The 16,339-nt window shown below is 69.8% G+C and carries 13 protein-coding genes; 5 read left to right on the forward strand and 8 right to left on the reverse strand.

Annotated elements, in window-relative coordinates; translation table 11 throughout:
• Nucleotides 1-28: 28 nt before the first annotated feature.
• From BKK80_RS32640 to BKK80_RS32665, 7 genes are all read right to left on the reverse strand, one after another.
• Entirely contained in the window at nucleotides 29-2,305 is a 2,277-nt protein-coding gene (locus BKK80_RS32640; RefSeq protein WP_071018203.1) for an FdhF/YdeP family oxidoreductase, read from the reverse strand.
• A 208-nt stretch (nucleotides 2,306-2,513) separates the two neighbouring features.
• A complete protein-coding gene (locus BKK80_RS32645; RefSeq protein WP_071072824.1) occupies nucleotides 2,514-5,372 on the reverse strand; it encodes an ATP-dependent Clp protease ATP-binding subunit in 2,859 nt (952 codons plus the stop codon).
• A gap of 225 nt (nucleotides 5,373-5,597) precedes the next feature.
• A complete protein-coding gene (locus BKK80_RS32650; protein WP_071038976.1) occupies nucleotides 5,598-5,795 on the reverse strand; it encodes a hypothetical protein in 198 nt (65 codons plus the stop codon).
• Between the two features lie 156 nt (nucleotides 5,796-5,951).
• Nucleotides 5,952-6,107: a DUF2474 domain-containing protein gene (locus BKK80_RS35990; RefSeq protein ID WP_083384385.1), complete on the reverse strand. Its 156-nt coding sequence runs from the start codon at nucleotides 6,105-6,107 to the stop codon at nucleotides 5,952-5,954.
• A 52-nt stretch (nucleotides 6,108-6,159) separates the two neighbouring features.
• A complete protein-coding gene (locus tag BKK80_RS32655; RefSeq protein ID WP_071038978.1) occupies nucleotides 6,160-7,077 on the reverse strand; it encodes a bestrophin family protein in 918 nt (305 codons plus the stop codon).
• 131 nt (nucleotides 7,078-7,208) lie between these two features.
• The gene (gene cydB / locus BKK80_RS32660) at nucleotides 7,209-8,216 is read right to left on the reverse strand and encodes a cytochrome d ubiquinol oxidase subunit II (RefSeq protein WP_071018196.1); all 1,008 of its coding nucleotides are present in this window, start codon (nucleotides 8,214-8,216) and stop codon (nucleotides 7,209-7,211) included.
• 4 nt (nucleotides 8,217-8,220) lie between these two features.
• A complete protein-coding gene (locus BKK80_RS32665; protein ID WP_071018194.1) occupies nucleotides 8,221-9,621 on the reverse strand; it encodes a cytochrome ubiquinol oxidase subunit I in 1,401 nt (466 codons plus the stop codon).
• Nucleotides 9,622-9,956: 335 nt separating this feature from the next.
• Between BKK80_RS32665 and fdhD the strand changes: the two genes are divergently transcribed.
• The 5 genes from fdhD to BKK80_RS32690 all read left to right on the forward strand — a co-directional run bounded on the left by fdhD (nucleotide 9,957) and on the right by BKK80_RS32690 (nucleotide 14,445).
• A complete protein-coding gene (gene fdhD, locus BKK80_RS32670) occupies nucleotides 9,957-10,832 on the forward strand; it encodes a formate dehydrogenase accessory sulfurtransferase FdhD (protein WP_071038980.1) in 876 nt (291 codons plus the stop codon).
• A 6-nt stretch (nucleotides 10,833-10,838) separates the two neighbouring features.
• Entirely contained in the window at nucleotides 10,839-12,053 is a 1,215-nt protein-coding gene (locus BKK80_RS32675) for a molybdopterin molybdotransferase MoeA (protein WP_071018190.1), read from the forward strand.
• A 249-nt stretch (nucleotides 12,054-12,302) separates the two neighbouring features.
• Entirely contained in the window at nucleotides 12,303-13,427 is a 1,125-nt protein-coding gene (moaA, locus tag BKK80_RS32680; RefSeq protein ID WP_071073503.1) for a GTP 3',8-cyclase MoaA, read from the forward strand.
• A 43-nt stretch (nucleotides 13,428-13,470) separates the two neighbouring features.
• Nucleotides 13,471-14,052 (forward strand): molybdenum cofactor biosynthesis protein MoaE, encoded by a 582-nt coding sequence (locus tag BKK80_RS32685; RefSeq protein WP_071018188.1) that lies wholly within the window; start codon nucleotides 13,471-13,473, stop codon nucleotides 14,050-14,052.
• Between the two features lie 135 nt (nucleotides 14,053-14,187).
• Complete coding sequence (locus BKK80_RS32690) at nucleotides 14,188-14,445, forward strand: MoaD/ThiS family protein (RefSeq protein ID WP_071038986.1); 258 nt, start codon at nucleotides 14,188-14,190, stop codon at nucleotides 14,443-14,445.
• A 107-nt stretch (nucleotides 14,446-14,552) separates the two neighbouring features.
• On the opposite strand, the gene BKK80_RS32695 is transcribed toward BKK80_RS32690, so the two are convergent.
• Nucleotides 14,553-15,977 carry an aminotransferase-like domain-containing protein gene (locus BKK80_RS32695; RefSeq protein WP_071018185.1) on the reverse strand — a complete coding sequence of 475 codons (1,425 nt, stop codon included), beginning with the start codon at nucleotides 15,975-15,977 and terminating at the stop codon, nucleotides 14,553-14,555.
• Nucleotides 15,978-16,339 lie beyond the last annotated feature (362 nt).

A 16,339-nucleotide genomic window follows, 5' to 3' on the forward strand; every position in this document is an offset into this window, starting at 1 on the left:
GCTGGCGCGGCATGGCCCGCCGGAACGCTCAGGCCGCCGCCGCGCGCCGCACGCGCACGGGAATCGACTTGTAGGAGGGCGTGCCGCTCTCCTTGTCGATATAGTCGAGCGGCACCAGCACGTTGGCTTCCGGGTAGTAGGCCGCCACCGAGCCCTGCGCGATACCGTAGGCGATCGCGGTCAGGCCCGCCAGCCGCAGCGGCCGGCCCGGCACCAGCGTTTCCAGCTCGACCAGGTCGCCGTGCTCCAGGCCCTGCGCGGCCATGTCGGCTTCGTTCATGAACAGCACGTCGCGCCGCCCGAACACGCCGCGGTAGCGGTCGTCCATCGCGTAGATGGTGGTGTTGTACTGGTCGTGGCTGCGGATCGTGATCAGGCGCAGCACGTTCTCGCCACCCAGCACCTCGGCATCCTCGTGCACGCCGCCGTAGACCGAGAACTCGGCCTTGCCCGACGGTGTATGCCACTGGCGCTCGGTCGGCGGCAGCGGCAGGCGGAAACCGCCGGGCTGCCGGATGCGTTCATTGAACGCCTCGAAGCCGGGAACGGTCTTGTCGATCAGGTCGCGGATGCGGTCGTAGTCGGCCACCAGTTCCTGCCAGGGCACCTTGCTGGCCGGCAGCGTGGCGCGCGCGATGCCGGCGACGATGGCCGGCTCGGAGCGCAGGTGCTCGGAGGCGGGCGCCAGCTTGCCGGCCGAGGCATGCACCATCGACATCGAGTCCTCCACCGTCACCGACTGGGGGCCGGTCTCCTGCACGTCGAGTTCGGTCCGGCCCAGGCAGGGGAACAGGAAGGTCTCCTTGGCCACCAGCAGGTGCGTGCGGTTGAGCTTGGTGCCGATGTGCACGCTCAGGTCCAGCCTGCCCATGGCCGGGAAGGCCTGGCCGGGATCGGGCAGCGCCACGGCGAAGTTGCCGCCCAGGCAGATCAGCGCCTTGGCGCGGCCGTCGACCATCGCCTGCATGGCCTGCACGGCATCGTGCCCGTGCTGGCGCGGCAGTTGCAGGCCGAAGGTCTCGTCCATCTGCTTGAGGAAGGCCTCGGACGGCTTCTCCGTGATGCCCACCGTGCGGTTGCCCTGCACGTTGGAGTGGCCGCGCAGGGGGCAGATGCCCGCGCCCGGCTTGCCGAAGTTGCCGCGCAAGAGCAGCAGGTCGGCGATCAGGCGCACATTGGCCGTGCCCTTGTTATGCTGGGTGATGCCCATGCCATAGGTCACGATGGTCGCCTTCGCCTTGGCGTAGGCGATGGCGACCTGCTCCAGGTCGGCCCGCTTCAGCCCGCTGGCTTTCTCGATGTCCTCCCAGGTGGTCGCGTCCAGGTCGGCCGCGAAGGCTTCGAAGCCGGTCGTATGGGCGGCGATGAAATCGCGGTCGAGCACGCCGCCCTGGTCGGCCTCCATCGCCAGCAGGGCCTTCATGATGCCCTTGAGCGCCGCCGCGTCGCCGCCGGCATTGACCTGGAAGTAGGTGGAAGCGATGCGCGTCGAACCGTAGGTGGCCATCTCCACCCAGTTCTGCGGGTCGGCGAAGCGCTCCAGCGCGCGCTCGCGCAGCGGATTGAAGACGATGATCGGCACATTGCGGCGCGAGGCCTCGTGCAGCGTGCCCATCATGCGCGGATGGTTGGTGCCCGGATTGTGGCCGATCGACAGGATCAGGTCGCAGGCGTCGAAGTCCTCCAGCGATACCGTGCCCTTGCCGATGCCGATCGATTGCGGCAGCCCGACGCTGGTCGGCTCATGGCACATGTTCGAGCAGTCCGGGAAGTTGTTGGTGCCGTACTCCCGGGCGAACAGCTGGTACAGGTAGGCGGCCTCGTTCGAGGCGCGACCCGAAGTGTAGAACTCCACCTGCTCCGGCGCCAGGCCTTGCAGGATCTCGCCGATGCGGCGGAACGCGGCATCCCACTCGACCGCGCGGAAGGTGTCGGTGGCGCGGTCGTAGACCAGCGGATGCGTCAGGCGGCCCTGGTCTTCCAGCTCGAAGTCGGAACGCTGCAGCAGCGAGGTCACCGTGTTGGCGGCGAAGAACTCCGGCGTCACGCGCTTGGTGGTGGCCTCCCAGGTGACCGCCTTGGCGCCGTTCTCGCAGAACTGGAAGGTGGAGCGGTGCTCCTTGTCGGGCCAGGCACAGCCGGGGCAGTCGAAGCCGTCGGGCTGGTTGGTCCGCATCAGCGTGATCGGGGCCTTGATGGTCTCCATCTGCAGGCGGATCGCCTGGGCCGTGGCGCGCAGCGCGCCCCAGCCGCCGGCCGGACCTTCGTACTCCCGGATGCCGGGCACTTCGCGTCGATTACTCATTGGATGCACTCCATGGACTGGCCCGTAAGAACGGGCGGTTTCGCTGAGGTCTGGCCATGCGGCGCGGCGGGCCGGCGGATACGATGGCCGGCCGCGCCGCATGTGGGTCGATATGTGTGGCGGTATATGGGTCGCTTTGCAGGTCCGTATGCAGGTCCGTATGCAGGTCCGTATGCAGGTCGATCAGTAGGTCGGTGCTGCAGCCCTCCTATCCAGGCTGCCCGGGGCGGTCGCCGTTCGCGCGCGCCGCCCGCTTGGCAGGCTTGGCCGCCGGGGGCCGCGCCGCCTTGTGCGCGGCCGGCGCGCCCGCGCCGTCGGCTCCGGACGCCGGCGCCGGCGCCGGCCCGGCGGCGGAGGCGGGTCCGGAGGCCGCGCCGGCAGCCGCAGCCAGCTTGTCGAAACGCACTTCGCCGCTGTCCTGGTCGAAATCGATGCGCACGCTGTCGCCCGACTGCAGCGCATCGCCCAGGATCTGCTTGGCGAGCCGCGTCTCGATGACCTGGCGGATCTGCCGCTTCAGTTCGCGCGCGCCGAACTCGGGCTGGTAGCCGAGCTCGACCAGGTGCGCGACCAGCCCCTCGCCGAACTCCAGCCGGATGTCCTGGGCGGCCGCGGTGCGCGCGATGCGGTCGAGCTGGATCTGCACGATGGCGCGGATGTTCGCCTCGGACAAGGCGTGGAACACGATGATCTCGTCGATCCGGTTGAGGAACTCGGGACGGAAATGCCCCTTGAGCACGCCCATCAGGGCCTCGCGGATGGCCTTGTCGGACTGGCGCGAGGCCTCGGGCCGCGCCAGGTTCTCCATGATGATCGAGGCACCGAGGTTGCTGGTGGCGATCAGGATGGTGTGGGTGAAGTCCACCACCCGTCCCTTGCCGTCGGTGAGGCGGCCATCGTCGAACACCTGCAGCAGCACGTTGTAGACATCGGGGTGCGCCTTCTCGATCTCGTCGAGCAGGATCACGCTGTAGGGACGCCGCCGCACGCGCTCGGTGAGCTGGCCGCCCTCTTCGTAGCCGACGTAGCCCGGCGGCGCACCGATCAGCCGCGCCACCGCGTGGCGCTCCATGTACTCGGACATGTCGATGCGGATGATGGCCTGCTCGTCGCCGAACACGGTCTCGGCCAGGGCCTTGGCCAGTTCGGTCTTGCCGACGCCGGTCGGGCCGAGGAACAGCAGGGTCGCGATCGGCCGGTTGGCATGCCCGAGCCCGGCGCGCGACAGCCGCACCGCATCGCTGACCGCGACCACGGCATCGTCCTGGCCGATCACCCGTTCGCGCAGCGTGGCTTCCATGGCCAGCAGCTTCTGCCGCTCTTCCTGGGTCAGCTCGGCGACCGGGATGCCGGTCAGGCGCGACACCACCTCCGCCACCACGGCCACCGTCACTTCCAGCGTCTCCGAGCCGGTCTTGCGCTGCCACGCCTCGACCTGCTCGTCCAGCTCCTTGCGCCTGGCGCCGATGCGCTCTTCGAATCCCTTCGCCTCGTCGAAGCGCTTGCGCGAGGCCGCATAGTCCTGCTCGCGCTTGAGCTGGGCCACCTCCGCCTCCAGCTCCTGGATCGCCGCAGGGCGCGAGGTCGCGCCGATGCGCACGCGCGCGGCGGCCTGGTCGATCAGGTCGATGGCCTTGTCCGGCAGGAAACGCGAGGTGACGTAGCGATCGGCCAGCTCCGCGGCCGCGACGAAGGCCTCGTCCGAGAAGGTCACCTGGTGATGGGCTTCGAGCTTGTCGCGCAGGCCGCGCAGGATCACGATGGTCTGCTCCACCGTGGGCTCCGGCACCAGCACAGGCTGGAAGCGGCGCTCCAGGGCCGCGTCCTTCTCGATGTACTTCTGGTACTCGTTCAGCGTGGTGGCGCCGATCAGGCTCAGCTCGCCGCGCGCCAGCGCCGGCTTCAACACGTTGGCGATGTCCAGGCCGCCTTCGCCGCCGCCCTGCCCCGCGCCGACAATGGTGTGCAGCTCATCGACGAACAGGATCAGCTCGTCCTGCCTGGCGGTGACTTCGTCGATCAGCTGCTTGGCGCGCTCCTCGAACTCGCCACGGTACTTCGCCCCGGCGACCATCGCGTTGATGTTCACCTCCACCAGCCGCTTGTCGCGCAGGACCTCCGGCACATCGCCGTTGACGATCCGCTGCGCGAGGCCTTCGACGATCGCCGTCTTGCCGACGCCGGGCTCGCCGATCAGCACCGGATTGTTCTTCTTGCGCCGCGCCAGCACCTCGATCGTGCTTTCGATCTCCTGCGAGCGGCCCAGCACCGGGTCGAGCTTGCCCTGCCGCGCCATCGCGGTGAGATCGCGCCCGACCTTGTCGAGATGCGGGGTGCCCGTGCCTTGCTCGATCCGACCATCCTCCGCGCCCTTGCCGACCACCTTGACCACCTTCTGGCGCAATGCCTCCGGTGTCACGCCGTACTTCCTGAGCAGGGCGCCGGCGATGCTGTCCGGCACCGCGGCCAGCCCGATCAGAAGGTGCTCCGGGCCGACGTAGGAGTGGCCGAGCTCGTGCGAGGCCTGGAAGGCGAACTGGAGCGCCTTCTTCAGGCGCGGCGACACCGTCATGCGTTCGAGCGGCATGCCGGGATCCGCCCGACCGGTGTGCGCATGCTCATCGATATAGGCACGGATATCGGCGGCGGACAGCTTCAATTCCTTGAGCAGGGCGGCGGCGATATCGTTGTCGGCCAGCACGTAGAGGAGATGCTCGCTGTCGAGTTCGCCGCGGCGCAGTTCGTGCGCCTTCTCCGCGGCACGCTGCAGCAGCTCCAGCGTCTGCTCGCTGAAGGCATCGGTGGGATCGACCGACTCGCGCGGCACCTCGGCGGCGAGCGATGCGCCGTATCCCGCCTCGCCCGCCTCGCCCGCCTCGCCGAGCCAGCGGGACAGCCCGCTGCCCGCGCCGAGCAGGGAATCGAATGGATTGAGCATCTCCTGGTGCCGCAGCAACTGCCGGTAGTGGTAGTCGCAGATCGAGAGCGTGCGGCGCGCGCCGTCCTCCGTCACCGAGACGCGGGCAACGGCGGGGCGGGCATGGCAGAGATCGCAGAGGGCTGGCATGGTGTGATGTCCCTGGAGAATGAAGCGTTCACATGATTCGCCGTCGATGTGGGCAGCCTGTCGCAACGGCTCCGGCGCCGCACCCGGCGGGCCGGGTGTGCGGGCAATTTCCTGTAGGCAACATAGGCCATCGCCGTCCGGCCGGAAAGATACAGTTGGCGATGGCTGGCGATCGCTGGCGATGGCCGGCGGCCCGCGTGGCGCCGGTGCATGGCATCGCAAGCCTCACCCTCCCAGCTCCTGGAAGGCATGGCCATTGGCCTCCAGTTCCCGCAGCAGGCCGGGCGGCAGCTCGTTCTCCCAGACCTGCCCGGCGAGTTGCCACTGATCCGCGTCCTCCAGGTCGGAGAGGCCGGCGCCCTTGCGCACATAGAGCCCCAGCGTCGGCTTTGCCGGCCGGATATAGAGATCGAATTGCTGCATGCTTGTCTCCCAGGCGAGTCGTGCCAGGGGCACGATGCCGAACGCTCCGCCAACGCCCCACCGGGCAGCGTGAGCGTGTCCATGTACCGACCGGCGGGTGAGGCAGCGGGACGCGCACCGGCCCGCTTCCCGCCCGCCGCGTCTCAGCGCGATATCTCAGTGCGATTTCATTCCCGCGGCCTGCATCGCCAGCCGGATCAGTTCGGCCACCAGCGCCACCGAAACGACACCGCCCGCCCACAGCCCGACCATCCAGGCCGCCTGGCGCCAGCGGCGGCGCCACGTTTCCCTGCGTGCCGCCCTCTCGTCCATGTCCATGCTCCTCGCCATGCCTCATCCCCCCCGCGGCCGCCGCCTGCAACGGCTAGGTGTACTGGTACGGCCGCACCGGCGCAACCTCCTCCGGCAACTCGCGGCCGCACAAATCGAGGATAGACCGCTCGATATTGCGCGACATGGTGTCGAGCGCCAGCGCGTTCGGCGCCAGCCCGAAGGGCTCGGCAACCTCGCTGGCGATCGCTTCCAGCGCGATCAGCGTGTAGGAGATGAAGACGCACAGCAGCGGCGTGAAGAACTCGGTGGCGTCGACCAGGCCGAACGGCAGCAGCATGCAGTAGCCGTACACGGTCCGGTGCAGCAGCACGTTGTAGGCGAACGGGATCGGCGTGGAGGCGATGCGCTCGCATCCGCCCAGGGACTTCTCCAGTTCGTTGAGCTGGGCATCGAAGATCCAGCGCGTGGTGCCGGCGGCTCCCGGCCCTGCATGGCGCTCCAGGCCGTGGCGGATCTCGTTCAATACGGCCGCGGGCCGGTAAGCCTTGGCGCGCAGTGCCTCTGCCGACGCAGGCCCCAGCAGGCGGCGCAGGTCGTCGCCGGGATCGGTCTTGCGCAGCTGGTGCTTGAGCGCATAGGTGAAGGCGATCAGGGTATCGGCCAGCCGTCGGCGTTCGGCCGCCGCCAGGGCATCCGGCAGGTAGCACAGCATCTGCGACGTCAGCGTGCGCGAGGCGATCAGCATATTGCCCCACAGGTGCCGCGCCTCGTTGTAGCGGTCGTAGCTGGCGTTGTTGCGGAAGGCGAGGAAGATCGCCAGCGCCAGGCCGAACAGCGTGAACAGCGCGGTGTTGAGCGGGATCTTCTCGCCGAACACGCGCCCGTGCGTGAACACCGCCAGGCTGCTGACGGCGCCCATGAAGACGAGCTGGGGAATGATGGACTGCAGCACCGAGCCGTTCCACACGAACAGCATCAGGAACCAGTTCTGTCTTGGCCTTACGATCATCTGGCTTGGTCTTGTCGGGCGATCCTTGCGGGCGGCGAGGGCGGCGCGGGCGCATGCCGCGCCGCCCGCAAGGATCGGGAGTCAATTCAGGAAAGCATGCCGTCCGGGCGCACGGGGCCCCGGCGGCGGCGTCAGTGGTAGCCGGCGTCGCCTTCACGCACCTTGCCGTGGAACACGCGGTACTGCAGCGCGTTGTAGACCAGGATGATCGGCAGCACGATCACGGTGCCGACCAGCGCGAACAACTGGCTGGAAGGACTGGACGAGGCCTGCCAGATCGTCAGCGACGGCGGCACGATGTTCGGCCAGATGCTGATGACCAGCCCCGTATACCCGAGGAAGCACAGCGCCAGGGTCAGCAGGAAGGGCATGGCCTCGTGCCGCAGCCGTACCGAGCGGAAGATGCCCCACACGCAGGCCAGCACCAGGATGGGCACCGGCAGGAACCAGCCCAGGTTGCCGCTGCCGAACCAGCGCTGCGCCACCGCCGGCAGGCCCATCACGGTCCACAGGCTGACCAGCGCCATGGCGCCCAGCAGCGCGCAGGCCAGGGGCCGCATCAGCAGCCGCATGCGGCGCTGCAGGTCGGCGTCCGTCTTCAGGATGAGCCAGCCGCAGCCGAGCGTCGCATAGGTGATCAGCACGCCGAAGCCGCAGAACACGCTGAAGGGCGACAGCCAGTCGAAGGGGCCGCCGGCAAAGCGGCCGTCCACGATCCGGATGCCCTGCAGCAGCGACCCCAGCACGATGCCCTGGCAGAACGTCGCCAGCGCGGAACCGCCGATGAAGGCCAGGTCCCACAGGTGCTGGGTGCGCCGGGCCTTGGCGCGCAGCTCGAAAGCGGCACCGCGGAAGATCAGGCCGATCACCATCAGTATCAGCGGCAGGTAGTTCGCCGGCAGCAGCGTCGAGTAGACCACCGGGAAGGCGCCGTACAGTCCGGCCCCGCCGAGCACGAGGAAGGTCTCGTTGCCGTCCCAGACCGGCGCGACGGTATTGAGCATCACATCGCGATCCGCCTTGGCGTCGAAGAAGGGAAACAGCAGGCCGATGCCGAGGTCGAAGCCGTCGAGCATCACATAGAGAAACACGCCGAGGCCGATGATGGCGGCCCAGATCACGGGCAGGTCGATGGTCATGGCATCACTCTCCTTCCAAGGCGTCCGACGGCGCGGCCAGCGCGCGGTTGCGCAGCCCGGGGTGCTTGAGCGCGGCGGCCGCATGCGAGTTCAGCTCCGGCCCGCGTTTCATCAGTTTCCACATGTAGTAGATCCCCATGCCGAACACCATGAAGTAGACGATCACGAACAGCAGCAGCGATACGCCCGCCTGCTGCGCGGAAATGGGCGATACGGAATCTTCCGTGCGCAGCACGCCGTAGACGGTCCACGGCTGCCGGCCTACCTCGGTGGTGATCCAGCCGGCCAGCAGGGCCACCACACCCGACGGCCCCATGCACAGCACCAGCCACTGGAACCAGCGCGCCTCGTAGAGCCGGCCGCCCCGGCGCAGCGCCAGCCCCAGCAGCGCGGTCAGCAGCATCAGCATGCCGAGCCCGGCCATCACGCGGAAGGTCCAGAACACGATCGGCGAATAGGGACGGTCGCGCGGCGCGAACTCCTTCAGGCCGCGGATCTCGCCATTCCAGCTATGGGTCAGGATCAGGCTGCCGAGGTGCGGCACCTGCAGCGCGTAGCGGGTCTGCTCCGCTTCCATGTCGGGCAGGCCGAACAGGTTCAGCGCCGTGCCGCCCTTCTCGGTTTCCCACAGTCCTTCGATCGCCGCGATCTTGGCCGGCTGGTACTCGCGCGTGTTGAGGCCGTGCGCGTCGCCGACGGCGATCTGCACCGGCGCCAGCACCAGCAGCATCCACAGCGCCATCGAGAAGCTGCGCCTGACCGGCGCGTCGCGCCGCCCCCGCAGCAGGTGCCAGGCGCCGCAGGCGGCCACGATGAAGGCAGCCACGATGAAGGCGGCGATCGTCATGTGCACCAGGCGGTAGGGGAAGGAGGGATTGAAGATCACCTGGAACCAGTCGACCGGGACGATGCGCCCGGCCTCGACGGCAAAGCCCTGCGGCGTCTGCATGAAGCTGTTCGACGACAGGATCCAGAAGGTGGAGATCAGCGTGCCCACCGCCACCATCAGCGTGGCGAAGAAATGGGCGCCGGCGCCGACCCGCTGCCAGCCGAACAGCATCACGCCGAGGAAGCCGGCCTCCAGGAAGAAGGCGGTCAGCACCTCGTAGGTCAGCAGGGGCCCGGTGATATTGCCGGCCACCTGGGAAAATCCGCTCCAGTTGGTGCCGAACTCATAGGCCATCACCACGCCGGACACCACGCCCATGCCGAAGCTGACCGCGAACACCTTGGACCAGAACAGGAACATGTCCTTGTAGCTGCTGTCGCCGGTGGCGAGCCAGCGCCACTCCAGCACGGCCAGGAAGCTCGCCATGCCGATGCTGATCGCGGGGAAGACGATGTGGACGGAAACCGTGAAGGCGAACTGCAGCCTGGCAAGGTGTAGGGCGTCGAAGATTTCCATGATTCGCACCGGCACAGTGAGTGGGGGACGGACGCCGTGCCGCGGCGCACAATGCGCCGCCGCCAGGCCGGACCGGCTGCGCGCGCCGTGGCGGCGGTGCCAGGTCTGCGCTCGACGATAGTGCAGGCTTGCGCGTGCTGGCAATCGAATCCCGGCGCGCGCGAACTGTACTTCTCCCTGCCGCGCGCAGGTGTACCCGGAATCGGCGCCGGCGCCCCGCTACCATGCGCACTGTGCTCTCGCGGCCATGCGCGGGCGGCCGCGCGCGACGCGCTCCGTCGTCGCCGCGCCAGCCGCCGCGGGCGCGAGCGCCTCACTACAAAAGGAGTCCCCCAATGCCGGAAGCCCTGTCCACCGCCGACCAGCGCGGCCATATCGAGCTCGACGTGCTGCGCCACCAGCACGGCGCCGCGCGCGCGGCGCGCGACCGCGTCGCCGAGGAAATTCCCGTCGCGCTGGTGTTCAACGGCATCTCGCATGCGGTGATGATGGCCACGCCGCTCGACCTCGAAGCGTTCGGGCTGGGCTTCGCACTCAGCGAAGGCATCGTCGAGCGGGCTTCCGACGTGTTCGACATCGAGGTCTCCTGCTGTGCCGCCAGCGCCGCCAGCGCCGCCAGCGCCGAAGTCCAGCTGACGGTGGCCCAGGAGGCGTTCGCCGCCCTCAAGGGCCGGCGCCGGGCCCTGGCGGGGCGTTCTGGCTGCGGGGTCTGCGGCGTCGAAAGCCTGTCGCTGCTGGACCTGCAGCCGGCGCGCATCGCGCACGCCGGCGCGGCGGCGGACATCGCCGCCGAGGCGGTCCACCGCGCCGTGCGCGAGCTGCCCGGGCAGCAGGCGCTGATGCGCGAAACCGGCGGCGTGCATGCGGCGGCGTGGTGCGGCCGCGACGGCGCCGTGCTGGAGGTGTGCGAGGATGTCGGCCGCCACAATGCGCTCGACAAGCTGATCGGCCGGCTGGCCCGGCGCCGGGTGGACACGCGCGACGGCTTCGTGCTGATGTCCAGCCGCGCCAGCTACGAGCTGGTGCGCAAGGCCGCGCGCCTGCACATCCCGATGCTCGCCACCGTCTCGGCGCCCAGTTCGCTGGCGATCGACATCGCCGCCCAGGCCGGCATCCGCCTGCTGTGCTTCTGCCGCGGCGATGGCTTCGTCGAATACCCCGCGCCGATCTCCGCGGAGGCCGGGCCCACGGCTCTCCGCGAGCCGAGGTGACCAGCGATGCCGCACGCCCTTGCCTTCGCCGACGCACAGCAGCGCTTCGTTTCCGCCTTTCCCGCCCCCGCGCTGTCGATGCGCATAGCGCTGGCCCACGCGCGCGGCCGCGTGCTGGCGGTCCCGCTGCGTGCCGCCTTCGACCAGCCGCCGGCCGACCAGAGCGCGATGGACGGCTATGCGGTGCGCCACGCCGATCTCGGCGCCGGCCGCCCGCTGCGCATCCAGCAGCGCTGCTATGCCGGCGAGGTGCCGCTGCCGCTGGGCGAGGGCTGCGCCACCCGCCTCTTCACCGGCAGCCTGCTGCCGGCCGCCGCCGACACGGTGATCATGCAGGAGCAGGCGCGCGAGGCTGACGGCCATGTCGTGTTCGACGCGGGCGTGCGGCCCGGCCTGCATATCCGCCGCCAGGGCGAGGAGTTCCGCGCGGGGCAGTTGCTGATCGCGGCCGGTACCTGCCTGGGCCCGCTGCACGTCGGCCTGGCCGCCGCCCAGGGCATCGACGCGCTCAACGTCTTCCCGGCGCTGCGCGTCGGCATCCTCACCAGCGGCGATGAACTCGTGCCACCGGGACGGATCCGCATGCGCCACCAGATCTACGACAGCAATGCGCCGATGCTGGCCGGCCTGGTGGAGAACATGGGCGGCGTGGTCACGCAGGCGCTGCACGCGCCGGACACGGAGCAGGCGATCCGGCAGGCCCTGAGCGAACTGCGCGCCCGCTCCGACCTCGTGCTGAGCGTGGGCGGCGCCTCGGTCGGCGAGAAGGACCGGGTGCGGCCGGCGCTGGCGTCGCTCGGCGCCCAGGTCCTGCTGTCCGGCGTCGCCATGAAGCCGGGCAAGCCGGTCTCGCTGGCGCGCCTCGACGGCGCTCCCGTGGTGGTGCTGCCCGGCAATCCGGGCGCGGCGCTGGCGGTTTTCGCACTGCTGGTCGGCCCGCTGATGCGGCGGCTGCAGGGTCGCGCCGAGCCCTTGCCTGCCGCCCTGCCGCTGCCGCTCGGCTTTGCGCCCGGCGTCGACGCGGCGCGCGAGCGCTTTTTCCGCGTCCGCTGCGCCACCGGCCCGGACGGACGGCCGTGCCTGGAACGCTTGCCCGAGCAGGGTGCCGGCGCGGTGCTCGGGCTGGCCCGGGCCGACGGCCTCGCGCGCATCGCCGCGGGCGCCAGCCTCGCCCCGGGCGACAGCGCGCCCTATCACGACTTCGCGCACTGGCTGGCCTGAGCGTTCGTGCCGGGCGCGGCGTGTGCCGCGTCCGGCGCCAACTGTACCCCGGACAATGCCGCCGAACTGTGCACGCTGCACCGGCGCGCGGCCGCCTATTCTGGCTGGGGATCACCACCCTTTGGCAGGCCGGCCGCGCAAGTCTCCCACCCGGGAGACGCGGTGCGGCGGCCTGCGCCTTTTCGGCCCTGCCGACCGCATGTCACCGGATCGATCGTGAGAGCCTTCGCCCCAGACCTCGCCGCCCGCCTGCCGGGCTTTGCTCCCCGCCTCCTTCCCCCTGCCGGCTCGCCTGCGGGCCCGGCCAGGCCGACCGCCGCGGCCGACGAAGACGCCGCCCGCGGCACCGTCGTCGACCGCCGCGGCCGCCCGCTGCGCGACCTGCGCCTGTCGGTGATCGACCGCTGCAATTTCCGCTGTACCTACTGCATGCCGCGCGAGGCTTTCCCCGCGGACTATGCCTTCATGCCGCCGGCCGAGCGGCTGTCGTTCGCGCAGTTGCTGAAGATCGCGCGCGCCTTCACCCAGCTCGGCGTCGAGAAGATCCGCATCACCGGCGGCGAACCCCTGCTGCGGCGCGGCCTGGAGAACCTGGTGGAGCAACTGGCGCAGTTGACCACGCTGGCGGGCAAGCCGGTGGAGATCGCGCTGACGACCAATGGCGCCCTGCTGGCAGCCAAGGCGCGCTCGCTCAAGGACGCCGGCCTGCAGCGCGTGACGGTCAGCCTCGACGCGCTCGACGACGCCGTGTTCCGCCGCATGAGCGATACCGACCTGCCGGTCGCGCGCATCCTCGACGGCATCGAGGCGGCGCGCGCGGCCGGGCTGGCGCCGCTCAAGGTCAACACCGTGGTCCAGCGCGGCGTCAACGACGACCAGATCCTGCCGCTGGTGCGCCATTTCAAGGGCAGCGGCGTCAGCGTGCGCTTCATCGAGTACATGGACGTCGGCGGCGCGGACCGCTGGTCCGACGGCGACGTGCTGACGGCCGCGCAGGCGCGCGACCTGGTGGCGGCAGCCTTCCCGCTGGTCCCGCTCGACCAGGTCCGCGGCGCCGACACCGCGATCCGCTACCGCCACGCCGACGGCGGCGGCGAAGTGGGCTTCATCGCCAGCGTCTCGCAGCCGTTCTGCGGCGCCTGCACACGCGCGCGCGTCGCCGCCGACGGCACGCTCTACACCTGCCTGTTCGCCACCCGGGGCCTGAGCCTGCGGCCGTGGCTGGACGACCATACCTGCGCCACGCAACTGGCGCAGGCCGTGCGCCAGCGCTGGACGCAGCGCGACGACCGCTATTCCGAACTGCGCGCCTCGCCCCGCCCCCGGCCGGGCAAGGTCTATCCCACCGTCCGCATGTCGCTGGTCGGCGGCTGACGCCGCGCCGGCGCGCGCGGCGGGCCACCAACGGAGCAACGCTATGACATCGCCACTCCCTTCGCGCTTCCCCTTCTCCGAACCCGGCGGCACGCCCGCCGCGGCCGCCACGGCCGCCGATGACGATGGAGCCGCCGAACTCGCCGGCTTCACGCGGCGCGCCATCGAGGCCGGCTTCGAGGTGCGCGTGCAGCACGAGCCGATCGCGCTCGGCGCGGAGTTCGAGCCGATCCTGCGCAAGCCCGAGGTGGGCGCGATCGCCAACTTCATCGGCGTGGTGCGCCGGCATGGCGACAGTGACGACGTGATAGCGCTGGAGATCGAACACTACCCGGGCATGACCGAGCAATCCCTGTGGACCATCGTCGAGGAAGCGAGCGCGCGCTGGCCGCTGGAAACGGTCAGGATCGTGCACCGGACCGGCCGCGTCGCGCTGGGGCAGGCGGTGGTGCTGGTCATCGTCGCCGCGCCGCACCGGCAGGCGGCGCTCGACGCCTGCGCCTTCCTGATGGATTTCCTCAAGACCTACGCGCCGTTCTGGAAGAAGGAGATCCACGGCGACGGCCATGCCGCATGGGTCGCCGCGCGCACGCGCGACGAGCAGGCGGCGGAGCGGTGGGGCTGAAACGGGGCGGCGCTGTCCCGGGCCGCAGGCTGCAGGCCTCAGGCTGCCGGCGTGAAGCGCTGCCGCCAGCCGCAAGTCACAAGCCGATGACGCATGACGCATGACGCATGACGCAACGACAACGGATGGATACCGATGAGACTGACCATCAAGACCTTCGCCAGCCTGCGCGAGCAGCTCGGCGCCGCGCAGGAGACCCTCGAGCTCGATACCGCCGAGGTGTCCATCGCCGGACTGCTGGAGATCCTGGCCGCGCGCGACGCGCGCTGGGCCGAAGCGCTGCGGCAGCGCCAGCCGATCCGGGCCGCGGTCGACCTGCAACTGGTGGACCGCGCCTACGTGGTGCGCGGCGACAGCGAGATCGCGTTTTTCCCGCCGGTGACGGGCGGCTGAGGAAAACTGAGGAAGACTGAGGAAGGCCGAGGGCGGCTGAGAGGCGGCCGCCTTCGATGCCACCACTGCCACCACCGGCGGCCGGAGCCGCCGGTGCGCCGGCCTCTTCAGCGGGCGCAGCTCGCGACCAGCTTGCCGACCTCGATCACTGCCTCCTCGATGCGCCGCGACCACGGGCTGCTGTAGTTCAGCCGGATGAAGTTACGGTAGCTGCCGGAGATCGAGAACATATACCCCGGCCCGATCGTGATGCCGCGCTCCAGCGCAAGCTGGTAGAGATGCATGGCGTCGACCTTGGCCGGCAGCTCGACCCACAGCACATAGCCGCCGGCCGGGCTGGAGATGCGCGTGCCTTCGGGGAAGAAGCGCGACACCATCGCCCGCATCAGGTTGGCCTGCTGCGCATAGGCCTTGCGGATCCGGCGCAGGTGGTGCTCATAGCCGTCGCGCTCGAGGTACTCGGCAATGGCCAGCTGCGGCACCAGCGGCGTGGCCAGGGTATTCAGGAACTTGAGCTTCTCGACCTGGTCGCGATAGCGGCCCGGCAGGGCCCAGCCGATGCGATAGGTCGCGGTCAGGCTCTTGGAGAACGACGAGCAATGCAGCACCAGGCCCTTGCGGTCATAGCTCTTCAAGGAGCTGGGGTGCGCGTCGCCGAAGTAGAGCTCGTTGTAGACGGCGTTCTCGATCACCGGGATGTCCGCCGCCGCCAGGAACTCGACCAGTTCCCGCTTGCGTTCGTCGGGCATCTGGAAGCCGAGCGGATTCTGGAAGTTCGGCATCACCATGCAGGCCGCGATCGGCTGCGACTTCACGATCGCCGCCAGCTCGCCGATATCGATGCCGTGCTCGGGGTGGGTCGACACCTCGATCGCCTTCATGCCCATGCGCTCGATCGCGTGCAGCATCGCGTAGAAGGTCGGCGACTCCACCGCGATCACGTCGCCCGGCTTGGCCACCGCCTGCAGGCACAGGTTGATCGCCTCGGTGGCGCCGACCGTGACGATGATCTCGTTGGGATCGACCGGCATGCCGTTCTCGAGGTGGCGCCGCGCGATCTGGCGCAGCAGGCGCGGATCGCCCGGCGGCAGCGCGTTGGTCAGGCTCCACAGCGTCTTGTCCCGGCCGGCGGTATAGGCGTAGCGGTTCAGCTTCTCGAAGGGGAACAGCACCGGATCCGGATAGGGCGAGCCGAGCGGCACCGCGTCACCGCTGCCGATCGAACGCAGCGTCGACAGCACCAGCCGGCTGACGTCCACCGTCGATGACACCGCGATCGGCTTGGACGCGCGCAGGTCCTGCATCTGCCGCTCGCCGTCGGCGCGCTCCAGGTTGACGAAATAGCCGGACTGCGGCCGGCTCGCCAGCAGGCCGCGGCTCTCCAGCAGCAGGTAGGCATGGAGCACGGTGGTGATGCTGATGCGGTGCTGCTGGCTGGCCTGGCGCACCGACGGCAGGCGCTCGCCGTGCCGATAGACGCCCTGGCGGATCAAGCGCTCGATATCGTCAGCGAATTTCTCGTAGAGCTTCATCGCAGGCCTCCCGCGCCGGTGGCGCCCGCCGTCGGCCAGGCGATGGCGCCGAACGGATCGGGACCGCTGCCGGTGGCAGGGGGGTGGATGGCCTTGCTTCTCTTCCTGGCTTCGTCCTTCACGGCGGGGGCTCCGATGGTGGCGAGGCGCCGGGCCCGTGGGGAGGGCTGCCGGCCGCGCGCAATGTTGATGGAAGGAAGAGTAAGAGGGAGCGGCTGCCCGCAGTACGCACACATCCGCCCACGGCACAAGAGTACAGTTTCTATCCCGCCTGGGCGGCGGCCGGATTGTACTCGGAACCACGTGGCGTGCGCCCGCAGCCACTCCGAAAGCGCGCGCCGGACGCCGCAGGGCGACCGAGC

The organism is Cupriavidus malaysiensis (assembly GCF_001854325.1).
GTDB lineage: Bacteria > Pseudomonadota > Gammaproteobacteria > Burkholderiales > Burkholderiaceae > Cupriavidus > Cupriavidus malaysiensis.